The 20,671-nt window shown below is 61.9% G+C and carries 15 protein-coding genes; 8 read left to right on the top strand and 7 right to left on the bottom strand.

What is annotated here, in order from left to right; genetic code table 11:
* Positions 1–16: 16 nt before the first annotated feature.
* Together P8L30_09575 and P8L30_09570 are read right to left on the bottom strand one after the other, a co-directional pair.
* Positions 17–439, bottom strand: coding sequence for a response regulator (locus P8L30_09575; GenBank protein ID MDG2240441.1), 423 nt, complete (start codon positions 437–439; stop codon positions 17–19).
* 45 nt (positions 440–484) lie between these two features.
* Entirely contained in the window at positions 485–877 is a 393-nt protein-coding gene (locus P8L30_09570) for a hypothetical protein (GenBank protein MDG2240440.1), read from the bottom strand.
* A gap of 178 nt (positions 878–1,055) precedes the next feature.
* Between P8L30_09570 and P8L30_09565 the strand changes: the two genes are divergently transcribed.
* Positions 1,056–1,820: a DUF481 domain-containing protein gene (locus P8L30_09565; protein ID MDG2240439.1), complete on the top strand. Its 765-nt coding sequence runs from the start codon at positions 1,056–1,058 to the stop codon at positions 1,818–1,820.
* A gap of 10 nt (positions 1,821–1,830) precedes the next feature.
* Positions 1,831–4,857, top strand: a complete 3,027-nt coding sequence (locus tag P8L30_09560) for a cyclic nucleotide-binding domain-containing protein (protein MDG2240438.1) — start codon at positions 1,831–1,833, stop codon at positions 4,855–4,857.
* A 115-nt stretch (positions 4,858–4,972) separates the two neighbouring features.
* On the opposite strand, the gene P8L30_09555 is transcribed toward P8L30_09560, so the two are convergent.
* Genes P8L30_09555 through P8L30_09545 form a run of 3 tightly spaced genes read right to left on the bottom strand, consistent with a single transcriptional unit; the run spans position 4,973 to position 7,774 of the window.
* Positions 4,973–7,258, bottom strand: coding sequence for a heavy metal translocating P-type ATPase (locus tag P8L30_09555; GenBank protein ID MDG2240437.1), 2,286 nt, complete (start codon positions 7,256–7,258; stop codon positions 4,973–4,975).
* A 15-nt stretch (positions 7,259–7,273) separates the two neighbouring features.
* Positions 7,274–7,483, bottom strand: a complete 210-nt coding sequence (locus P8L30_09550) for a heavy-metal-associated domain-containing protein (protein MDG2240436.1) — start codon at positions 7,481–7,483, stop codon at positions 7,274–7,276.
* Positions 7,484–7,495: 12 nt separating this feature from the next.
* Positions 7,496–7,774 (bottom strand): metal-sensitive transcriptional regulator, encoded by a 279-nt coding sequence (locus tag P8L30_09545; GenBank protein ID MDG2240435.1) that lies wholly within the window; start codon positions 7,772–7,774, stop codon positions 7,496–7,498.
* A 124-nt stretch (positions 7,775–7,898) separates the two neighbouring features.
* Between P8L30_09545 and pdxH the strand changes: the two genes are divergently transcribed.
* The 3 genes from pdxH to P8L30_09530 are packed head-to-tail and all read left to right on the top strand — an operon-like array spanning position 7,899 to position 10,935.
* Positions 7,899–8,552, top strand: a complete 654-nt coding sequence (gene pdxH / locus P8L30_09540; protein MDG2240434.1) for a pyridoxamine 5'-phosphate oxidase — start codon at positions 7,899–7,901, stop codon at positions 8,550–8,552.
* Entirely contained in the window at positions 8,537–9,244 is a 708-nt protein-coding gene (locus P8L30_09535; protein ID MDG2240433.1) for a DUF2461 domain-containing protein, read from the top strand. Before pdxH ends, P8L30_09535 begins: the two co-directional genes overlap by 16 nt.
* A gap of 2 nt (positions 9,245–9,246) precedes the next feature.
* The gene (locus P8L30_09530; protein MDG2240432.1) at positions 9,247–10,935 is read left to right on the top strand and encodes an L-lactate permease; all 1,689 of its coding nucleotides are present in this window, start codon (positions 9,247–9,249) and stop codon (positions 10,933–10,935) included.
* Between the two features lie 22 nt (positions 10,936–10,957).
* Here the strand turns inward: P8L30_09530 and P8L30_09525 are convergent, their stop codons facing one another.
* A complete protein-coding gene (locus P8L30_09525) occupies positions 10,958–12,034 on the bottom strand; it encodes a hypothetical protein (GenBank protein ID MDG2240431.1) in 1,077 nt (358 codons plus the stop codon).
* A 17-nt stretch (positions 12,035–12,051) separates the two neighbouring features.
* Positions 12,052–12,813 (bottom strand): creatininase family protein, encoded by a 762-nt coding sequence (locus P8L30_09520; GenBank protein MDG2240430.1) that lies wholly within the window; start codon positions 12,811–12,813, stop codon positions 12,052–12,054.
* A 323-nt stretch (positions 12,814–13,136) separates the two neighbouring features.
* Between P8L30_09520 and P8L30_09515 the strand changes: the two genes are divergently transcribed.
* The 3 genes from P8L30_09515 to P8L30_09505 all read left to right on the top strand — a co-directional run bounded on the left by P8L30_09515 (position 13,137) and on the right by P8L30_09505 (position 20,557).
* Positions 13,137–13,283, top strand: coding sequence for a hypothetical protein (locus P8L30_09515; GenBank protein ID MDG2240429.1), 147 nt, complete (start codon positions 13,137–13,139; stop codon positions 13,281–13,283).
* Between the two features lie 144 nt (positions 13,284–13,427).
* Positions 13,428–16,808, top strand: a complete 3,381-nt coding sequence (locus tag P8L30_09510; GenBank protein MDG2240428.1) for an amidohydrolase family protein — start codon at positions 13,428–13,430, stop codon at positions 16,806–16,808.
* A complete protein-coding gene (locus P8L30_09505; protein MDG2240427.1) occupies positions 16,805–20,557 on the top strand; it encodes an amidohydrolase family protein in 3,753 nt (1,250 codons plus the stop codon). Before P8L30_09510 ends, P8L30_09505 begins: the two co-directional genes overlap by 4 nt.
* Positions 20,558–20,671 lie beyond the last annotated feature (114 nt).

Genomic DNA, 20,671 nt, shown 5'->3' with positions numbered 1-20,671 from the left:
TTCGTGCAGTTCGTTCCTAGGCCCTACTTGCCAGGTCATTTCGCTCCACGAGCACCCTTCGCAGGCCCAACGCATCACGAAGAGCAAGACGCAGAAAATCGACCTCAATGGGCTTCACGAGGTAGGTCCTCGCTCCTTGATCCATGCACTCGATCGCGACTTCAGGGATGTCGAGACCGGTGAGCATGATCACAGCCATTTCAGGATCACGCGACAACGCCCAGGACAGGAACTCCACTCCCTTCATTCGAGGGAGTTCGATGTCCAACAGAAGCAGGTCAAAGCGCTCCGATGTGAGCCAGCGATCTGCTTCCTCGGCCGAGGACGCACCCTTGGCGGTATAGCCAAAGCGGGTCACGAGACGTTGAAGGCTCTGCCGAATGTCCGCTTCGTCGTCGACCACGAGAATGCGAGCGCGTTGAGGCGATTCCGCAATCATTTCTCTCCATCCCCGCCTGTTGTCACCGCCCAATACAAGACTCCCTTATCGTGAGTTTCTCATGTATTCGATGTCTTCCATTTTCCACAATTCCAAGAGCGTGCGGTTGACCTCACCAGAGAGGAAAGACATGTCCGTGTCGCCTCCTCCGCCCTGGGCCCCACCGGTAACCGTTTCCTGCTCTGCCCTGATTTCTTCCAGCGTGACGTGGCTACGCTTCCCAAAGTAGAGTCCCGTTCCTCCCGCCGCGATGAGCGAGACGACGAGACCCAAGACGAAACGCTTCTTTCTTCGGGCACGCGTGCGCCCCTGCTGCCTCACCGCCGACCGGCGCTCAAGGTCCTCGACCCGTGATAACCGGGGCGCTGTCGTGCGTTCTGCTACCGGCCGAGTTTTGCTCGGCCCGCCAGGGAAGCTGCCTCTAAGTTTTTCGTCCATGAAATCACCTGGGCGAATCCGTGTCTGGAACGAACACTAAGCAGTAAAGCCAAGTGCGATCAAACAGACTGGGAAATCCGGCGGGACGCACGGTCCCATACTGACGTCCATGAAGCTTGCCGCAAGCGGCCCAGTGAGAGACTTTGCCGGCGCCGATCAACCCTCAGCACTAGACCGAATGACGACCCCCAAGCTGCACCGCAGCGCCATGGCGATAGCCTTTTTCTCCTGCCTATTGGCCGCTTCGGTACACGCACAGGACGCTCCCGACCTCTGGAGGGCCCAACTCGAGTTGGGGTTCAACGGCTCCTCTGGAAACAGCTCCTTTGGAATCCTCCGCACCGGCGGAGCGCTGTCGCGGGCACAGACTGACATCTACGAATTCGAAGTCTCAGCACTAGTGCGCTACGGCAAGAGTGAAGACCGCATCATTGCCGACGACATGCGCAGCACCATAAAGTTCGACTGGAAGCCAGCCTCGGACTTCTCACCCTTCATATTCGTCACAGCTTCGCGGGATCAAATCCGCAAGATCGATTCGCGAGTCAGCGGTGGTGCCGGCGCGAAATGGACGTTCGGCCGCAGTGAGGACGAAGCGAGTAAGGCTTCGTTCAGCCTCGCCGCCACACTCGACCGTGAGGACTTTGCCCTCGATGCCGGGGCTACGGAGGAAGAAATCAGCATCACGGCGCGGTGGAGCACACGCCTCAAACTCGATCACACATTTGCGTCGGGGGCCAAAATCGGACACGTGACGTTTTGGCAGCCTAAGATCGACTCGTTCAGTGACTACATCGTCGAAATGACAACGTCACTCTCGACTCGACTCCTTTCCAATCTCTCGCTCGCCGTGGAACACGAGTTCATACACGATGAGATCCCGGCCCCGGGAGCCAAGCCGAACGACCAGAAATTTTCGGTCGTGTTGAGGGTCAGCCTCTGATTTTGCGCCCGTGACCCATCTCTTAGCGCGCTTAGCTGGCGCACTGCACCTCAGGGAAGGCGAGGGCAACACCCTCGCGATCATGGCGGGGTTCCTCTTCTTGAACACCGCCAACACGACCCTGCTTTCCGCAGCTAAGAATGGGCTCTTTTTGTCGGTCTATCCGGGATCGCTGATCCCGCACGCTGTAATTGCCGCCGCCCTACTGACGGCGGTAACAGCCATCGTGTTCACCGGAGTGATCTCTGGAACTGCGCGACGCCGCCTCGCGCTTTGGCTGACACTTGGTCTCGTCGCATCGATCCTCGTTGCCCGCTTTCTGTTCGAATACGACCCCCGCTCATCGTTCCTGATCTACCTGTGGCTCTCAGCGGTCCAGGTGCTCGTGGTCACGCACGCTTGGGACTACGTGGGCGATCTGCTGACAGGACGCCAGGCCAAGAGACTCCTCCCGCTGATCGGTATGGGCGCCTCGATAGGCGCCATCCTAGGTGGAGCGGCAGTCGTGCCCGCCGCCGGGAGCTTCGGCACGTCCAACCTGCTCCTAATCTCCGCTGGCCTGCTGCTGGCCGCACTCCCCTTCCTATGGGCCGTCCCTGAACCACATACCGAGGAGGAAGAAGACGCGATCGACACTGGAGCGGTGAAGGCATTCTTCACCGGCGCCGGGAGAGGTTTTCGAGCCCTCGGTCACGAGAAGCTCCTTCGACTCCTCGCCTTCGGGATCATAGCGCTGACACTTACGGGGACTCTGATCGATCTGCAGTTGAAGGTGGCACTGCAAGAGAACTTCACCCGTGATCAGATCACCGCCGTCTATGGCTTGATGTCGACCGTGGTCGGAACTGGCACGCTTTTTCTGCAATTCTGGGCGTCGCGATTCTTGTTTCCGAAACTCGGCGTCTCGATGGCGGCCATGCTACAAGGTGGCGCACTGACCTTGGCCTCCGGCGGACTCGCTGTAACGGGTGGCGTGTACGCCTTGGCCGGGCTCCAGTCGTTGGACGACATCCTACAGCATGCGTTGCAGAAGCCAGTTGAACAGGTCTCGTTACTCCCGTTCCCCGGCAAGATAAAGAGCGCCGCCATGGCGACGCTGGGCGGCGTCCTGAGCCCCCTCTCGAAGGCTGCTGCGGGTGGATTGGCACTCGCCCTAGCGACCAGAGCCGAGTTGCTACCCCTAATCACAGTCGCTTCTGCGGCAGTGGCGTTTATGATCTACACACGCCACCGCACCACCTATATGGCTGCGCTTGAGAACGCTCTCGCACGACACGCGGTTGACTTCACGGGGCGCAACGACACTCCCTTCCTGGTCGGCCGGGAAGCGCTCGCGGTCATCGACAAGGCCTTCGACGATCCAGACCCCACCGTAGTGGTATTCGCAGCCTCATTGCTCGAACAACTCCCGGTCGAGGAATCGATTCCGAGAGCCACCAAACTCTTGGGGCACGACATCCCGGAGGTCCGGGCGGAAGCCGCCACGGTTCTATCCAGACTCGAGCACGACGACGACGACTTCGCAGCCGTAGCGGTGGTCGAACGACTGAGAACCGAAGACGACTTTTCGGTGATCGCGGCCCTAGTCTCCGCGGCGGGATGCCTCCCAGGGATCCGACCGAAGGAGATTCGGCGCTACGAAGAACATGAAGACCGAGCTGTGCGAAGAGCTGCACTGGGCGCGACAACCCGGCTCGGGGACGACAACAGCGAGAAGCTCAGAGAATTCCTGGGTGGGGACGATCACGAAGCGCGAATCGTGGCGGTGGGGGTCGTCGGGGATCTCGTTCTCGAAGAGTTCCTTCCCGAGGTCGCGGATGCGATCGGCGACATCACCGCCCGTCCAATGGTTCTTGAGGCGCTCGCATTACTCGGAAAGCCCGCCGTCCCGACCATGGCTGGGCTCCTGACGCGTCGAGATCTTTCACTCCCGACACGGCGGAGTATTGTGACTGCGCTGGCTTCCATCGAGGGAAGCGCAGCACGCGACTCCTTGATCGCCCTCGCGGAAGAACCCGCGCTCGGCCCGGCGGCGATGAACTCGCTGCTCCGCATGCGCGTCGCAGGTCGAATCGACCCTATCGACCCGGCCACGCTCCAAGGCACCATGGAAGAGGAGATGGCGAAGGGGCTGAGATTTTCCTTAGCGGCAAGCGGTCTCCGCTCGATGGCGGGAGACAATCCGGAGGCTATCTTCGTTGCCCGAGAGCTCGAAAGTCTAAGGGCACGGTCCCTTCACCGCGTTTTGCGGGTGCTCTCGCTGTCTTACGACACGCGTCGCCTGTCACCGGTAGCCACGGCGCTTCTGAGCAAGGACATCGCACGCGTGAGCAACGCACTCGAACTGCTCGAGGGCTCGATCTCTCAAGACACGGCCGCGCTAGTCATGCCCTTTATGGAAGCAGCGGCCGAGAATTTCCCAGAGTGGAGAACGATCGAGCTCGTGCCGGACGCGATCACGATCTTACAGAACCCGGGCGAGACACTGACGAACGAGAAAGACTGGTGGCCGAGATCCCTCGGCCTACACGTGCTGGGCCGAGACGACGAAATCTCGACACCCGGCCGCCACAAAAACAAAGCAGATGATGCACAAGAGGATGAAGCCATGATCCCCCTGATCGAGAAGGTCATGATCCTGAAGGGCTCCGAGCTCTTCCGAAATTTCCCAGGCCCGGATCTCGCGGGTATCGCCTCCCTGGCGCAGGTGGTCTATCTCGAGCCCGACGAGGTTCTGTTCAACCAAGGGGAGGAAGGAGATGCCTTCTACATGGTCGTGCAGGGAGGTGTGCGCATCACCCGCGGAGCCACAGAACTCGCGATTTTGGGAACGCGTGAAGGATTTGGTGAGATGGCCATTCTGGACCAAGAAACCCGCTCAGCAACGGCCACGGCCGCGGAGGCGACGACCCTCCTGCGCATCGGCCAGGATTCGTTCGACCAGTTGATCGAGCAGAACCCGACCGTTGCAAGAGGGATCTATCGCGTGCTCACCGAGCGTTTGAGGAACACGCTCGAACAGGTCGCCGCAGGATGACCTGAACCGACCCATATGAGGTCAGAGAAGCCGATCAGGGCGTCTTAGATCTTACCTGCGATCCAGCTCAAAACGAGCTTCACCATTCGCTTCAGAATCATCATCATGGTGGACCTTACGAGCGCAGCCCGCCGAAGGTTTTCTCACTCGCCAACGTCGCTCTTCGTAGTCGCAAGCTGTTCCCGACGACGCTCACCGAACTGAACGCCATAGCGACGGCCGCCAGGATCGGGTGGAGCGTCCGTAGCATCATCGGCAGAAACGCAAAGCTGTAGAGAGTGCCCGCTGCAACGGGAATCAGGACCACATTGTAGAAGAAAGCCCAGAACAGATTCTGTTCGATGGTCCGCATGGTCGCTCGGCTCAACTCGAAGGCTAGTGGCACCGAGCGGAGATCCCCACGCATGAGCGTGACGTCGGCGGCTTCCATCGCCACGTCGGCCCCTGTCCCGATCGCGATGCCGACGTCGGACTGTGCCAGAGCGGGCGCATCGTTAATCCCGTCGCCGACCATGGCGACATCACCCGTTTCTTGAAGCAGTTTAATCGCCTCCGCTTTTCCGTCCGGCAGTACATCGGCGATGACTTCGTCAATTCCTGCCTCGGCCGCTACGGCACGCGCGGTGGTTTCACGGTCGCCCGTCAGCATAACGACCCGGAGACCCGCAGCCCGGAGCTGGCCAACGGCCTCACGCGATCCGTCCTTGAGTGCATCGGCGACGGAGAGCAGCCCGATCGCATGACCGTCTTGAGCAACCCAAAGCGGGGTCTGAGCTAACGCCTCGATGCGTGCCTCCTCTGGATCGAGGGCAGCGGTATCGATGCCGTTCTCAGTCATGAGGCGCCTGGAGCCGACGAGTACGTCCACGCCCTGCACCGTGGCGGTAACACCTCGACCAACGACGGCTTCGAAGCTCGACGGTTCCTGCACCTCAAGGCCGCGGTTCCGCGCAGCCGCCAACACCGCCAATGAGATCGGGTGCTCACTGCGCATCTCCGCGGAGGCCGCCAGAGCGAGAAGCTCTGCGTCATTCCCGTTCGCACCATGGACCGTGTGCACGACGGGTTCTCCCTTCGTCACCGTGCCGGTCTTATCCAACACAACGATGTCGACCTGCCGAGCGCGCTCGAGCGCTTCCGAGGATCGGAAGAGAATGCCCATACGAGCCCCCCTCCCCGTCCCCACCATCACGGCAGTGGGCGTCGCGAGCCCGAGCGCACACGGGCATGCGATAACCAGTACAGCGACCATCCGGATGAGCGCCGGGGTAAAGCCAGCATCAACGGCCAGCCACCACACCAGGAACGTGGCCAAGGCCAAGCCTATCACGACCGGCACGAACACCGAGGCGACTCGATCCGCCAATCGCTGAATGGGCGCCTTGCTGCCCTGGGCCTCACGAACAAGCCGGATCACCTGCGCGAGTGCGGTGTCCGCACCCACCTTGGTGGCTCGGTATTGGAATGCGCCGACGCGATTCACCGTCGCACCGGTGACTGTGTCGCCAGGGCCTTTTTCGACGGGCATGCTCTCTCCCGTAAGCATGCTCTCGTCGATGGTAGAGTGTCCCTGCTCCAGCATACCATCGACGGGAATCCGGCCACCGGGCCGCACCGATACCAGGTCGCCTACGAGTACGTCTGCGAGGGAGACCTCGACCTCCACTCCATCCCGCACGACTCTGGCGGTGTCAGGTTGGAGTTCCATGAGTTCCCGGATGGCTTCGCCCGTCTGACCCTTCGCTCGCACTTCAAGGAGCTTTCCAAGCTTGATCAGCGTGATGATCAACGCAGCGGTCTCGAAGTAGACATGCTCACCCGCAGCCACGGAGCCCATCGTGAGCGCCGTGGCCACCACAACCGAGTAGATCCAGGCTACCGACGACCCGAGCGCGACGAGCACGTCCATGTTCGCGGAGCCGGCCCGAAGTGACTTGAAGCCTCCGACGTAGTAGTCCCACCCCACGTAAAATTGGACTGGGGTCGCGAGCGCAAACATGAGCCAGTTGACCCAAGGAGCGTGCGACCACGCTCCCAGAAGCGTGAAGTCGCGAGCCATGCTGAGAACAAAGAGCGGGCCGGCGAAGGCGACCCCGGTCCAGAACTTCTTCGTTTGATCCGCGATCTCAGCCCGTCGGCCAGCGGCTTCGGCGTCCTCCAGAGCTTCGCCTTCGGCCTCGAGCACACCAAAGCCCACGCGGCTCACGACCTCAGTGAGGTCCGCCTTTTCCAATACCGAGTTCGTGAGCCGCACCGTGGCTCGCTCAGTGGCAAAATTCACGGAGACTTCAGACACACCCTCCGTCTTCCGAAGCGCGCGCTCCACGGTCGCTGCACAGTTGACGCACGTCATCCCCGTGATGGGGAGAACGACCTCACGCTCGCGAACGTCAGGTGTCATGAGACCACTCTCGACTCAGCCTACCGGCGGGTGGCCGATCTCTGTCATGAGTTCCTCGATGACCACCCAGTCCGTCGTATCCGGATCCCAGGAGATCTTCACGGTCTTGGCGACCTGCTCCGCCTTCACCTCTTCGACTCCGTTCAGTTCGCCGACTTCCCGCTCAATGGTGGCGACGCAGTGCCCGCAGCTGATGCTCGGGGCGGTCACGGTCTTATTCGTCATGTGTTCTCTCCTTTAGGCCTTTCCGGTGGCTTCGAAGACCTGGAGTAGTTCTCCGAGGACCTGTTCTTTTTCGTTGTCGTCGGTGCCGCGAATGGCGCTTGTCACACAGTGGTGGAGATGTTGGTCCAGAACGAGACCGCTCACCTTCTTGAGCGCGCGCTGGATGGCCAGAATCTGGTTCACGACGTCGATGCAGTACGCGTCTTCGCCCACCATGCGCTCCACGCCTCGAACATGGCCCTCCACGCTCTTTAGGCGCCGCACGATGTCGGTGGTTCGTTCATCCTGCATGTCCGCAGCCTCCGTTCGGTACACCTTACCCCTACCCCCCTGGGGGGGGATACAAGAATAACCGACCCGACTACGACGAGCAACGGGTCCTTGTCGTGTTTCCACGGAGCGGGCACCTTCCGGCATGTCTCTGAAATCCTCCATCAAGACCATGCTCACCTTGGAGCAAGGCGTAGCGTCCGGCCTCCCTGAGGCGGCAGCGGATATGAATCCCATCGCCCTCTTTCGTGCCTGGCACTCGGCTGCGGAGGAGTCCGGGATCGCTCTTCCGGAGTCGATGACATTGGCTACGTCGACCGCGGAAGGAATTCCTTCTGCTCGTACGGTCCTACTCAAGGGCGTGGACGAGCGCGGTTTTGTCTTCTATACGAATTATGGAAGCAGAAAGGCGGGCGAACTCGAAGCGAACCCGCACGCGGCCCTCTGTTTTCACTGGGCCGTACTCGAACGGCAAGTCCGAGTGACCGGACACGTCGAGCGCGTTTCACGCGAAGAGAGCCTGGCCTACTTCACGTCCCGCGGGAAAGGAAGCCGCATTGGGGCATGGGCTTCACGACAGAGTGAACCGCTGGAAGAACGAAGTTCTCTGGAGGCAGCAGTCGCGGACTTCAAGGAACAGTATCCAGGCGAAGACGTTCCGCTCCCGCCACATTGGGGCGGCTATCTCGTGCGGCCGGACCAGATCGAGTTCTGGCAGGGCCGCGCAGACCGATTGCACGACCGCCTGGTGTTCTCCCATACCGAGACTGGGTGGAGTACGAAGTGGCTTTACCCGTAAGAGATGTGAAAGAAGTGGGAGCCCAACCCTACTTCGCGCGCGGTGCGTTTCAGTTCATGAAGGACCTGGCGGACAACAACGACCGCGAATGGTTTTCAAAGAACAAGCCTCGGTACGAGACGCACATCAAAGACGCCTCGCTGCGTTTCATATCAGACTTCGCGCCGTACCTGAAGAAGTTGAGCCCCCACTTCATGGCCACGCCGCGATCCCTGTTCAGGATCTACCGCGACACCCGCTTCTTGAAGGACAAGACGCCTTACAAGACGCATGTGGGCATACACTTCCGGCACGAGCAGGCCAAGAACGCCTACGCACCGGGCTACTACCTGCACATCGAACCCGGCGAGGTCTTTGCCGGAATGGGCGTCTGGCATCCGGAATCGAAGGCGCTACGGGCCATCCGGGAGCACATCGTTGCCGAACCGGCGGGTTGGAAGAAGGCGTCACGGGGCAAGAAATTCCTGGGTACGGTCGGGTTGGTCGGCGACAAACTGTCGCGCCCACCAAAAGGATTCGATCCAGAGCACCCGCTTATCGAGGATCTGAAGTTCAAGGACTTTATCGCGATCACGTCTCTGCCTCAGAAGTTCGTACTCAACTCGGACCTGCCCAAAGAGCTCGAACAGCTCTTCCGGGCTGGCACACCATTCATGCGTTATCTGTGTGACGCCTTGAACGTGCCCTTCTAACGGTGGGCGCCGGACTACAGGCCTTCCTGGCCCTGTTCCCCATTGCGTTGGGGGGTGCACTCCTCGTCGGCTTTCGGGTGCCAGCTAAGAAGGCGATGCCCGCGGCGTATCTCGCGGCTGTCGCGGTGGCGTTTGGGGCGTGGCAGATGGAGCCTTCGCGCATCGCGGCAGCGTCCATCCAGGGCCTGTTCCTGACGTTCGACCTGCTCTTCATCATCTTCGGTGCGATTCTGCTCCTGCACACGCTGGAGCGATCCGGCGGTGTCTCGGCGATCCGCCGGAGCTTCCACGGCGTCAGCGACGACCGACGGGTCCAAGTCGTGATCGTCGCGTGGCTTTTTGGTTCGTTCATTGAGGGCTCGGCAGGGTTCGGCACACCGGCTGCCGTGGCTGCACCACTTCTCGTCGCCCTTGGTTTTCCCGCCGCGGGTGCAGTCATGCTCGGCATGATGGTGCAGAGCACAGCGGTGACGTTTGGTGCTGTTGGCACACCCGTCTTGGTGGGTGTGCAGGGTGGGCTCGGTGGCGAAGCATTCATGGCTGACCTGGCTGGGGCCGGCCTCTCCATGCGGGACTACCTGGAGGCGGTCACCGCGAAAGCGGTTTTGCTGCACGCGACCGCGGGCGTCCTGATGCCCACATGGATGGTCATCATGCTCACCCGATTCTTCGGAGAGAAGAAGTCGTGGACGGAAGGGCTATCCATTCTGCCGTTCACGCTCGTGGGTGGTCTAGCCTTCACCGTGCCCTACGTACTCCTTGGCACCTTCCTCGGTCCGGAGTTCCCTTCCCTGTTGGGGGCCCCGATCGGCCTGGCCATCGTCGTGACCTTCGCCCGGCGCGGCTGGCTCATCCCCTCGGACACATGGGACTTCCCCGCCCGCGATCGTTGGGACGACGAGTGGGTCAGTGGATTGGAAGAAGAGCTGGCCGACGTCCCGGAGAGCGGTGTCTCCTCGGTAATGGCATGGGCTCCCTACGGAATCCTCGGACTTCTTCTGGTCCTCACACGGCTGCCCAACCTTCCCATTGGGGGATGGCTCAAGGTCCCCGACATCCAGTGGGCGAACATCCTAGGGTCGGGCATCACGGCCACGACGACGCCGCTCTACTTACCCGGGTTCGTGCTCTTGGTCGTGGTCGGGATCACGGCACTGCTCCATCGGATGAGTGGGTCGGCTCTCAAGGAGGCGGTGCAATCGTCCAGCAAAGTCCTCCTGGGCGCGGGATTCGTGCTCATCTTCACCGTCCCAATGGTCCGGGTCTACATCAACTCTGAAGTGAACGGCGCTGGCTTCTTGGCCATGCCACTGGCGATGGCGGAGTGGGTGGCGGGCAACGTCGGTCAGGTATGGCCGTTCTTTGCACCCCTCACCGGCGCGCTCGGCGCATTCATCGCGGGCTCGAATACGGTGAGTAATCTGATGTTCTCCGCCTTCCAGTACGGAGTAGCCGAACGTCTCGCGATGTCCACCGTGATGATCGTCGCACTTCAGGCGGTCGGAGCCGCCGCCGGCAACATGATTGCGATTCACAACGTGGTCGCGGCATCTGCTACGGTAGGGCTGCTGGGCAAAGAGGGGGCGACGCTGCGGAAGACGATTCTGCCGACCGTGTATTACCTGCTTGTCGTCGGCATCCTAGGTCTTATCGCGATCCATGTATTGGGGGTCGTCGACCCGGTCGGATAACGATGTCCGGTAACGCTGTCCTCTAGAGTCCAGCGAGCACCTCAGCGACGCTCTCCGCACCGCCGTTCGTACGTGGTGTCCGCGGCATCGAGAGCAACTCAGGAATCCGGCCAATCCACTTCCCGGAGGAGAAGTCGCTCGGACTCATTTCAAGAGCGCCGAGCTCTCGTTTGCAGAACGCCTCCAATGGAGGCATCTCGGGGAAACCGGGGCGGCTCACATAGGCGTATGGGAGTCCCTCGGCCCACACCTCCGCTACGGTTCCGTATCCGAGTTTTGCCACGACCGCGTCCGCGGCCCGCATCATGTCGGGCATGAAGATCGGCGTCTGGTTACTGAAGAGTCGAAGATTCCCGTCAGTGGACGTCTCTTGAGCGCCGGTCACAACGAACGTCACGCCATCCTGGCTTCGGAGTTCGTCCAAGAAGGGCATCGGTTCGCCGTAGCCACCCATGGTCACGACGATGAGTCGTTCCCCTTCCCCAACGCCGAGGGCGGCGAGCTGATCCGACCGGGACAGGCGAGGGGTTCGGCTGATTGGGTTCACCAAACGGGCACCCTCGTCACGCGAACAGAGCGGCTCCGTCTGGATCAACACGGTGGCTCGGGATCGCCACATCGCGAGCTCATCTGAAAAGCCCTCTAACTCCGGATGTTCGCCGAAGAAGGGTTCGTAGAGCCAAGACCATGTGAAGTTCTCGACGAGTACCGAAGGGATCCCCGCCCGTTCAGCCACTGCGACCCCAAAAGGTGCGATGTCTGCGAGGAGTGCCTCACAACCGGAGGCTCGGACGAGCTGTGCGAGCCGGTCGATCTCGTCGTCCGGGAACGGCAGCAGCTCATTGAGCGCGACGGCCGTAGCACCCAGGTCCGCCTTCAGCGCAGACGCCTGCCTGAACCCGACATCACACTCCACTTCGTGATACTCGAAAAGCCCCTTCAGGGACTCCTCAAAGAACCACCGCGGTGCCGTCGTGAAGACCTCGAACCGGGCTCCATTGTGCCGGTTCAACGCCTCCATGACTCCGGAGGCCCGAGCGGCATGTCCGTATCCATGAGGGGATACAAAGACCGCATAACGCGGTGCATTCGAAGTCACCGCTGTGCTCAGGTTATTCAGTCGGCCTTCAACGCTGCTGCGATCCCATCAGCGGCACTCTTAATACACTGCTCCCCAATCGCCGCGCTCATCCCGCGCGCATCACCCAGAATCCCATTGGGCGTCACCGATCTGAATCCATCCCGAAAGATCCGCTGGGCAAGCGCAGCGTCGAATTCTTGAACATTCCCTTCCTCAGCCCGATCCTCACGCACGAGATCCGGCCGAATGCACAACATCTCTGAGGACTCTGCGATGTCCGCATGTCCCCCGACCCGCCCCTCGAGGCCTGGCGATTCCTGAGCTACGGCGCCCTGCCATAACTCCATAAACCCGAGCAGGTCCGTATACGCGTGGACCGTGCACCCTGGGGCGACAGCCGCCGCCAGGTCACCGAGCATCTCGGCAAGCGGGCCAAAGTTGCCGCCGTGGGAAGGCACGAAGTACACGTCGCGGAAGCCGTGTCGCGCCAAACTCACAGTGTAGTCCAGACAGATCGCCTCTAGCGTCTGCTGCCGGACCGACAGAGTTCCCGCAAAGCCCATGTGGTGCTCGGAGCACCCAACTCGGATGGTAGGCCCGACGAGTGATCCTCCAAGCCGCCGAGCGACTTCTACAGCCAGGCGATCACCGCGGGCCGCGTCTACAAGGAGCGGAAGGTGCGGCCCGTGCTGCTCGATCGCACCCACGGCGATCACGATGGACGTGAAGCCTCCTTCGAGTGCCTTCTCGACCTCGGGCCAGGTCATTTCTTCGAGAAGCAGATTCTGCTCAATCATGTCGGCGTTCCACACATTTAGGATGGTCGTCTGCGGCTTTCTTACGTACCTCAGCCCCCGGAACGTACGACGGACGAATCGATCCCTCCAGAAGGTGGCACGCAGGGCTTCTCCGTGGGCCTCTTCTCGCCCCACCCGCTTGCCTCGGCGTCCAGCTTGAGGCGAAGCTTTCGCTCACCCTGGAGAGCGGTCAGCGACAACAACCGCGACTTCCTGAGCGACGACGAAGCAACACGACTGTGGAAACGTGCCTCGGAGTTACAGGAACAAGCTGCCGGCTACGCGGTGGTGTGACGGTTCACGGATTCAAGTGGCTGTAGCAGATGGCGCTCCGAAAAGGCCACAAGGCCCTCACCACCTTGGTGGGCGCCGTCGCTCTCGACGCACAAGGCGGATGGGGCATCGGAGCCCCTAAGGGCGCAGAAATGCATGCCCTGCCTGCCTCAGAGGCGGAATACACGACAAAATGATGCGGGGCAGCACAAAAAAAACGTTTTCCTAGGCAACACTCGACACTAACATGGCCATCCTTCGTAGATGTCGGTTGGGTTCCTTATACCGACCCCTTCGCTCGCAGTACCTCAGGCCATTCCCCGTAGTATCGGAGTTAGTGCATGCGCTTGTTCTTCCGCGGCCTCTTGCCGGCCGCACTCCTGCTTCTGACGCCCGTCGTGATGCAGGCACAGGAAGCGGATCTGGACCCGGATCGGGGCCTACCGCTCGAAGCCGCCCGCTGGGCTCGCTTCACGACAACTGAAGGCACGTGGATCTCACTCGACGTGAGTCCAGACGGCCAGACGATCGTCTTCGATCTCCTCGGCGACCTCTACGCAATGCCCATTGGCGGCGGTGACGCCACCCGGCTCACGCGTGGAATGGGGCACGACATGCAGCCCCGGTTCAGCCCGGACGGCGAGCGCATCGTCTTCGTGTCCGACAGGAGCGGTGACAACAACGTGTGGTTGATGCCCGCGGGTGGCGGAGAACCTACCCAGCTAAGCAAAGGCATCGGCAGTCGGTACGCTTCGCCAGACTTCACCACCGACGGCACATACGTCCTTGTCTCGCGCGCGGCTCCCGGAGCCGGCCTCGAGAAGATCTGGATGTACCACGTCGACGGCGGCACAGGCCTCGAGATCGTAGGCGGCACGGGCGACCAGCGCATGATGGGAGCCGCGCTCGACGCCGACGGCCGCTACCTGTGGTACGCCCAGCGAAACGGCATGTGGCAGTACAACGCGATCCTACCTCAGTACCAACTCTGGGTTTTCGATCGTCAGACGGGCGTGCGCACACCGATGACGAATCGTTATGGCTCTGCGTTCCGGCCTGCAGTCTCGCCCAATGGGGATTGGCTCGCCTACGGCAGCCGGGACGACGCCGACACCGGCATTGTCCTGCGTGACCTGAATTCGGGTGAGGAGCATTGGCTGGCCTACCCGGTCCAGCGCGACGACCAAGAATCGACATCGGCCATGGATGTGCTCCCCGGTTATTCGTGGACACCTGATGGTGGCGCGATCGTGATCTCGTACGGCGGCGGCATCTGGTCCGTGCCCGCAGACGGAGCCACTCCGACAGAGATTCCGTTCTCAGTCGATGCGGAGGTGGCAGTAGGACCAGAAGTGTCCTTCGAGTACCCCATCGAGGACACGCCCACGTTCACGGTGAAGCAGATCCGTGACTCGCGGCCGTCCCCGGACGGCAGCCAGATCGCGTTCATCGCCCTCGATCGCCTGTACGTGGCCGATGTCGCTGGCGGCGAACCGCGTCGCCTGACGAACGACGTCGTCGGTGAATACACACCGGTCTGGTCTCCGGACGGCCGCTACGTGGCCTACACGACCTGGGATGACGACTCCGGAGAGGGCACGATCCGCCGCGTCTCCGCAGGTGGGGGCAACGCGACGATCCTCTCGACGGCCCCGGCCTACTACCAGCAGATCGCTTGGTCGCCGAACGACCGCATCGTCGGTATTCGCTCCGCACGCCGAAACGTTCAGGAAGCGATCGATCCGTTCATCGGGATGGGACTCGACTCCCACTTCTTCTGGATCCCCGCCTCGGGTGGTGCAGCGACAGCCATTGGGCCGACGAACGGACGCCGGCTTCCGCACTTCACTGAGGACGCGGAACGCATCTACTACTATGGCTTCGCTCAGGCCGATCCCATTCCGGGCGCCTCCGCAGCTCCGCCCCCAACCCTCGCGCTCAGCTCCGCACGTTGGGACGACACGGACAAGAAGGTCCACCTGCGCGTGACCGCTCGGATCCCCATCGGGGCCGGTGGCGTCGCTGATGGATACAACATCTCCGCGACGTCAGACCTCGTCGAACCTCAAACGGTCTTCGAGGACAACAACGAAGCTCGAGAGCTGATCCCTCAGCGCTCTGCAGGCTCGGTGATGATGGCGCCCCAAGGTGACTTGGCACTCGCGCAGATCGGTAACGACCTGTACGTGGTCACGGTGCCGCCCGCGAACGGTATCGTCCCGACGATTCAGGTGGCCAAGCCGGATTCGGCTGCGGTCCCGACGTGGAAACTCAACGAGCTCGGCGTCGAATTCCCGACGTGGTCCGCAGATGGACGCACGGCACACTGGTCACTCGGGAACGCGCTCTTTTCGTACAACATGGACGCAGCATCTGGTGACGCGAACTACGAAGCTGCTGAACAGCAGTTCGGCGTCACGGCAGATCGTGATATCCCGCAGGGCACAGTTGTCCTGCGCGGGGCTCGTGCCATAACGATGAACGGCAACGAGATCATCGAGAACGCGGATATCGTCGTGACAAACAACCGCATCACGTCCGTGTCGGCCGGTGCCGGTGAGGTACCGACAGGAGCGGAAGTTATAGACGTGAGCGGCAAGACGATCGTCCCAGGGTTCGTGGACACCCACGCCCATATGTGGAACATGTGGGGTGTGCATTGGGCACGGCCGTGGATCTACCAGGCGAACCTGGCCTACGGCGTGACCACCACACGAGACCCGCAAACGGCTACGACAGACGTACTCGTGTACGAGGACCAGGTCAGGGCCGGCAATATGGTCGGGCCCCGAGTCTACCACACGGGACCTGGCGTCTTCTCTGGAGAGTTCATCCGGAGCTACGAACACGCCATCGAAGTGCTGACCAAGTACAGCCAGTACTACGACACCAAGACCTTCAAGATGTACATGTCCGGCAACCGCCGTCAGCGGCAGTGGCTGATCATGGCATCGCTGGAATTGGGTCTCATGCCGACCACCGAAGGTGGCTTGGACTACCGGCTCAACATGACGCACGCCATCGACGGATATCCGGGCGTGGAGCACACGATGCCCATCATCCCGGCCTACAACGACGTAGTCGAACTCTTCTCCACGTCGGGCACGGTGAACACCCCTACCCTCGTCGTCTCATACGGCGGTCCGTGGGGTGAGAACTACTTCTACACCAACGAAGACATCTTCGGGGACACGAAGCTGACGTACTTCACGCCGAAGCGTGAGCTCGACTTCAAGGCTCGCCGTCTACAAAGCACGGGCCCTGGACCGGGCGGCTGGTTTATGGACGATGAGTACGCGTTCCGGAAGCACTCGGCATGGCTTGCCGACCTGGTGGACGGCGGTGGGAAGACCGGCGTCGGCTCACATGGCCAGCTCCAGGGCCTCGGCTACCACTGGGAGCTTTGGCTCCTGCAGAGTGGCGGCATGGACGAGCATGATGCACTGCGGGCGGCGACGCTCATGGGAGCCGAGGCCATCGGCCTCGGTGGCGACCTCGGATCCATCGAAGTCGGCAAACTGGCCGACCTCGTGATCCTGGACGCAAACCCGCTCGACAACATTCGCAACACCAATACAGTGAACCGCGTGATGATGAACGGCAGGCTCTACGACGGAAACACGCTCGACGAGCAATGGCCCAGACAGCGGGCTGCGCCTACTGAAGCGTGGAGAGAAACCGCGCCGAATGTGAACGCTGGGATCCGGGGAGGTGGACGATGAGCCGCCAGGTGAAGGACCTCGGATGCCTCAAGCGCCTCGCTACTACAGCGCTGGTGATGGGCGGCTTGGTCGCGATGGCTGCACCGGTTGCAGCTCAAGGGCGTGGTGGCCCCGGGGGGCGCGGCGCGGCGCCGCTACCGCTTAGTGGTGCACGCACCGCAGAGTTCACAGCCACGGAAGGCACGTGGATGTCGCTCGACGTATCACCTGACGGACAGACCATCGTCTTCGATCTGCTCGGCGATCTGTACACCATGCCTATCTCGGGTGGAGAGGCTTCGCCCCTCCTGACCGGGATGGCCTTCGAAGCACAGCCGCGCTTCAGCCCGGACGGTGAGTCCGTGGCTTATGTCTCCGACAAGAGCGGAGGCGACAACCTCTGGACCATGCGGCTGGACCGCACGGACACCACGCAGGTGTCACGCGGGAACAACAACCTCTACACGTCACCCGAGTGGGACCCGGCGGGAGACTACCTCGTGGTCAGCCGAGCAGCAGGCCCGCTCGGTGGCTCCGCGAAGCTCTTCATGTACAAGGCGGACCGCACGTCGCCCATCGCGACGGGGGGTGGCACGGGCCAACAAAAGATGGTCGGCGCCGCATTCAGCCCGGACGGCCGATACATCTGGTACGCCAGCGGAACCGGTGACTGGCAGTACAACGCGCGGCTGCCGCTGTATCAGCTGCGGCGGTACGACCGGGAGACCGGCAACACGACCACGATGACGAACCGCTACGGTTCGGCCTTCCGCCCGGCGATCTCCCCTGACGGTATGTGGCTCGTTTACGGCACGCGCTACAACGCGGACACAGGGCTCCGGAAACGAAATCTGGAGACAGGCGAAGAAGAATGGCTCGCCTACCCCATCCAGCGTGACGACCAAGAATCACGGGCGCCGCTCGATATTCTTCCCGGTTATGCATTCACACCGGATGGCTCCTCGCTCGTCGTTTCGTTCGGCGGCAAGATCTGGAACGTCCCCATGGACGGTTCGGATCAAGCGGAGATCCCGTTTGCGGTACCGGTGAAGGTAGACGTCGGTCCGGAGGTGAAGTTCGCCTCCCAGATCGACACCACCGCGATGGTCACGGCAAGCCAGATCCGCAGTCCGGTGGCTTCACCGGATGGCGGCCAGATCGTCTTCACAGCATTCGACCGCCTCTGGGTGAAGGACATGCCCAGCGGTGAGGCTCGTCGCCTGACCGATGCGGATCACGGCGAGTTCCACCCGCAATGGTCCCCGGACGGTTCGACGATCGCGTACGTGACGTGGGACGACGCCGACGGTGGTCACATCATGACTATTCCGGCCGCAGGGGGAGCTGCCGTGCAGCTCACGTCGACCGCGGCCATGTACTACAACACTGCTTGGTCGCCCAACGGACAGCGGATCGTCACTTCTCGTGGCGCCGCCCGTGACCTGAAGACCGCCGCGGATATTTTCTTCGGACCCAGTGGCGCCGAATTCGTTTGGGTGCCATCGGCTGGCGGAGAGGTGACCCTCATCGCTCCGACCGGATTCAGAGACGTCGCCCACTTCGTGGACGGCGAGGACGACCGGATCTACGCGTACAGCCCCATTGAGGGCCTCGTGTCGTTCCGTTGGGACGGCACGGATGTGAAGCGGCATCTGCGGGTGCTCGGCAGGCAGGGTGTGCCAGGCTTCGCGACGCCTCACGCCAACGAGCCGGAGTACCTTCCCCGCCGGCCCTTCCCGTGGCGCATGACACCGGATCCCACGGACCCGACTCCACAAACGGAGCCCGGTGGCCCAGCGCCAGCAGGCCTGTTGATGATGTCGCCCGAAGGCAACCAAGCCTTCGCACAGTTCGGGAACGACATCTTCGTAATCGACTTGGAGAACGCAGGACCGACGCCGCCGACCGTGATCCTCACCCAATTGGCGGCATCGCCCGTTCCGGTTCGCAAGCTGACAGACGTCGGGGGTGAATTCCCCTCATGGACAGCGGACGGACAGGGCATCAATTGGGCCATGGGCAACGTGCTCTTCTCGTACGACATCAACCACGTCGAAGCGGAAGAAGCCGAAGAGGAAGCGACCGCACATGGACGCGCGCTCATCCGTGCACGGGCTCTAGCCGTAACCGACACGCTCAAAGAGAAGCGTGCCGAAGTCGACAGCCTCGAGACCGCGGTCGAAGAGGCGGCGGACTCGTTGGATACGACGGGCGACGAAGCATCCGTCGAGACGCTGAGGGACGACATCATGCGCCTCCAGGCCGACTCGGTTCAGGTCGTCGCAGATTCGCTAATCGCACGGTCAGATTCGATTCGCGCAGCAGCGGAAGAAGTCGCGGCTAAGGCCGATGCGATTCGAGGCGGTGACGAAGAGATCCTCGCCGACACGACGGACACCTACGAAGCCGTCGAACGGAAGATCGAGGTCGAGCTGCCTCGGGATATCCCTCGAGGGACGGTGGCGCTCACAGGGGGTCGCATCATCACGATGGCGGACAACCCAGGAGATACGACCGGAGCACCTCACGTCATCGAGAACGGCACGGTCATCGTCACGGACAACAAGATCGTCGCGGTCGGCATGGCAGACTCGGTGGAGATTCCCGAAGGAGCCGAGGTCATCAGCATGGCCGGCAAGACGCTCATGCCGGGCATGGTGGATACGCACTACCACTCGATGTGGTTGGTGCCGGAGATCCACCCCCAGGAGGTGTGGCAGTACTTAGCCGCGCTCTCCTACGGTGTCACGACAACACGTGATCCCCAGACAGCCTTCACGGACGTCCTGAGCTACACGGATCGTGTGAACACGGGGGGCTTGATCGGTCCGCGAATTTACTCGACGGGACCGGGCGTCTTCGCCGGTGAGAATGTGCGAGACGCGGATCACGCGAAGGACGTCCTACGCCGGTACTCCGAGTACTACGACACCAAGACGCTGAAGATGTACATGACGGGGAACCGTCAGCAGCGTCAGTGGGTGATCCAAGCGGCGAAGGAACTCGAGTTGATGCCGACCACCGAGGGTGGACTCGACTTCAAACTCGACATTACACACGTCATCGACGGGTATCCCGGGGTGGAGCACACACTGCCTATCGCACCGATCTACTCGGACGTGGTCAAGCTGTTCGAGACGTCGCAGACGACGAACACACCGACGCTGCTCGTGTCGTACGGCGGGCCCTTCGGTGAGAACTTCTTCTACGCCACGGAGAACGTTCACGACAGCCCGAAGTTGAACATGTTCATTCCGAAGGCGAATCTGGACATGCGCGCACGCAGGCGCGGTCCGGGAGCGGGCGGTAGCCCAGGGACCGCCGGCTGGTTCCTGCCCGAGGAGTACGTCTTCCCGCGCCACGGTGAATTCGTGGAGAAGATGCTTGAAGGGGACGCGCGCATGGGTGTGGGAAGCCACGGACAGATCCAGGGCATCGGGCTGCATTGGGAGATGTGGGCCATGGGCTCCGGCGGTGCCGAGCCTCACGACATCCTACGTGCTGCCACGATCCTGGGTGCTGAAGCCATCGGCTTCGGTGCTCAGCTCGGCAGCATCGAGGAAGGCAAGTTCGCGGACATCGTGATTCTGAATTCGAACCCCATGGATGACCTTCGCAACACGGTCGACATCGCGAACGTTATGAAGGACGGCCGCCTGTACGACGGAATGACTCTGGACGAGATCTACCCGCAGCAGCGTAGGTTGGAGCGGAGACGGCCGGGTGAGTCGGATCCGGGTGCTACTGCGGCGGGGATCGCGCGGCGGTAGGGTCTTCCTGGAGAAGCGCGGGATTAGGAGCCCTCGGCCTTCGGGCCGGGGGCTCTTTTGTTCGCGTTCCGGCTTCGATGCCTGGGCCAGATCACTCCGAGAGGTGTCCCAATC

The organism is Longimicrobiales bacterium (genome assembly GCA_029245345.1).
Lineage (GTDB): Bacteria > Gemmatimonadota > Gemmatimonadetes > Longimicrobiales > Gaopeijiaceae > CALFPJ01.
Note: the sequence above shows the minus strand (reverse complement) of the source record. Positions and strands in the feature narration are given on the sequence as shown.

Excerpts from the sequence above, each read along its gene's own strand:
- pdxH (MDG2240434.1), top strand. The coding sequence starts at position 7,899 with ATGTCTCTGAAATCCTCCATCAAGACCATGCTCACCTTGGAGCAAGGC.
- P8L30_09515 (MDG2240429.1), top strand. The coding sequence starts at position 13,137 with ATGGCGCTCCGAAAAGGCCACAAGGCCCTCACCACCTTGGTGGGCGCC.
- P8L30_09505 (MDG2240427.1), top strand. The coding sequence starts at position 16,805 with ATGAGCCGCCAGGTGAAGGACCTCGGATGCCTCAAGCGCCTCGCTACT.
- P8L30_09550 (MDG2240436.1), bottom strand. The coding sequence starts at position 7,483 with ATGACGAATAAGACCGTGACCGCCCCGAGCATCAGCTGCGGGCACTGC.
- P8L30_09545 (MDG2240435.1), bottom strand. The coding sequence starts at position 7,774 with ATGCAGGATGAACGAACCACCGACATCGTGCGGCGCCTAAAGAGCGTG.
- P8L30_09575 (MDG2240441.1), bottom strand. The coding sequence starts at position 439 with ATGATTGCGGAATCGCCTCAACGCGCTCGCATTCTCGTGGTCGACGAC.
- P8L30_09570 (MDG2240440.1), bottom strand. The coding sequence starts at position 877 with ATGGACGAAAAACTTAGAGGCAGCTTCCCTGGCGGGCCGAGCAAAACT.
- P8L30_09555 (MDG2240437.1), bottom strand. The coding sequence starts at position 7,258 with ATGACACCTGACGTTCGCGAGCGTGAGGTCGTTCTCCCCATCACGGGG.
- P8L30_09565 (MDG2240439.1), top strand. The coding sequence starts at position 1,056 with ATGACGACCCCCAAGCTGCACCGCAGCGCCATGGCGATAGCCTTTTTC.
- P8L30_09520 (MDG2240430.1), bottom strand. The coding sequence starts at position 12,813 with ATGATTGAGCAGAATCTGCTTCTCGAAGAAATGACCTGGCCCGAGGTC.
- P8L30_09510 (MDG2240428.1), top strand. The coding sequence starts at position 13,428 with ATGCGCTTGTTCTTCCGCGGCCTCTTGCCGGCCGCACTCCTGCTTCTG.